Origin of the sequence: Sessilibacter corallicola (genome assembly GCF_021290925.1) — a bacterium.
In the GTDB taxonomy this organism is placed as follows: domain Bacteria; phylum Pseudomonadota; class Gammaproteobacteria; order Pseudomonadales; family Cellvibrionaceae; genus Sessilibacter; species Sessilibacter corallicola.
In genome coordinates this window covers 1-2,042 of sequence record NZ_JAJSLX010000007.1, presented here as the reverse complement: position 1 = coordinate 2,042, position 2,042 = coordinate 1, and the positions used below count along the sequence as shown (strand labels likewise).

General features: G+C 42.4%; 1 protein-coding gene. It reads left to right on the top strand.

What is annotated here, in order from left to right; translation table 11 throughout:
• Positions 1-2,042: beta strand repeat-containing protein (locus tag LU361_RS19960; RefSeq protein ID WP_233090931.1), on the top strand; the 2,042-nt coding region annotated here is incomplete at both ends.

Here is a 2,042-nt window from a genome sequence, read left to right as displayed (position 1 = left end):
TGCAAATGACAGTGTCGATTTAAATAATGATGATGCAGCGATTAATGCTGCCTCAGACTTCACCAGTAACGGCATTCGATACACGAACGTCAACAGTGCCACCAATACCGATACTCTTACTGGTACCGTTGGCGATGATTTATTTACTGTAGATGAAGTTGCTAGTGCTACTGAGGTTAGTATTTCTGGAGTTGCTTTCTTTGATGTTACAACCATTGATGGTGGTGCAGGGACCGACAGTGTTAGCGCACAAGTAGGCTCCGTAAACGGCGGACTTAATAGAATCAATGGATTGGTTGATGGTTCTATAACACTCAGTAGCATCGAAGCTGCAGTCAGTACTTCAGGTGTTGCAGAAGGCACATCTGGTATCGATACGTTTGTTGTGACATCGAGTGGTGGTACGGTAACCGTTGTTGTCGGCAGTAATACGTTCATAAACCCAACTAGTATTGATGGCTTAGGCGATAGCGATACAATTCAATTGGATGTTGGCGGCAGTGATTTATCGAATTTCGACCCTGAATTATTAGTCGCGGCAGGCTTTCAAATATTTGGTGCAATCGATGTTTTGAATGTAGAGAGTCTTGATAATTCTGGAACTCTAACTGGCACATCTGGGATTGATTCGTTTACCGAAATTGGAATTAATCAAATTAGTGCAAATAGCATTACTTTTAGTGATGTAACTAACGTAATTGGTAATACCGGAGCTGATACTGTTAACTTATTAAGCAGCTCTAATGCGGCTTTGAGTGGTTTGGGTTTCGATGCGTCAATCTCTGGTATTAATTATCTCAATATAGAAAACGTAAACAACACGGTTTTAGTGACTGGTACAATCAGTGATGAAACTTTCACTTTAACTGGCAACAATCTTGAAGTTAACGGCATTACTTTTAACAGTATCATGTCTCTCGATGCTGGAGTGGGCGATGATACTGTTGATATTGAAAATCAAAATATTGATTTAACTGTGGGATTGGAAGTTAGTGGTGTTACTCTTTCGGGTGTCGAAATAATTGATGATATCAACCAATTAACATCCGCAAATGGTGAGACATTAACCTTATCGGGTACAACATTGACTTCCAGCGTGTTTACTGGAGTCGACTTTAATAATGCATCCAGTGTTGTTGGAGATGATAGCCAAGTATTAACGTTAGATAATCAGAATGTTGATTTAGATTCTATTGGCGAATTTGATGTTGGAACGATTGCATTTACAGATATTGGCACTGTTACCAATACGGGTCAATTAACTGGCTCCACGTCGGACGAAGCTTTCTCCTTAAATGGCACGAGCGCAACAGTTGATACCCTATCAGGCACTACTTTTAACGATGTAACCAGCTTAGTCGGTGGTTCTGGCACAGATGCTGTCGATATTGGCAATGTGAGTAATGTCAATTTAATCGCGAGTGGATTCTCTACAGGTTCGGTGTCTGTAACTGATGTTGATACGGTTACTCAATCGGGCTCATTGACCATTACCGGTACTACTGGAGGTGACAGTTTCTCCCAGTCTGGCGCAAACCAAATAACCGTTAATGGAGCGTTATTCTCCAGTGTTAATTCTGTGGAAGGTAATGGTGGGAATGACAGCGTCGATTTAAATAATGCTGATGCAGCGATTAATGCTGCGTCAGACTTCACCAGTAACGGCATTCAGTACACTAATGTTAACCGTGCCACCAACACCAATGCACTGACCGGTACGGCCGGTGATGACAGCTTTGTTCAAACAGACGCGAATGAAGTCACGGTTGCCAGCATTGAATTCGCCGATGTGAATTCAGTGGAAGGTAATGGTGCAAATGACAGTGTCGATTTAAATAATGATGATGCAGCGATTAATACTACGTCGGATTTCACCAGTAACGGCATTCAGTACACCAACGTTAATAACGCCATCAACACCAATGCGCTTACTGGCACGGCGGGTGATGACAGCTTTGTTCAAACAGACGCGAATGAAGTCACGGTTGCCAGCATTGAATTCGCTGATGTTAATTCGGTAGCAGGCGGTGGTGCAAATGACA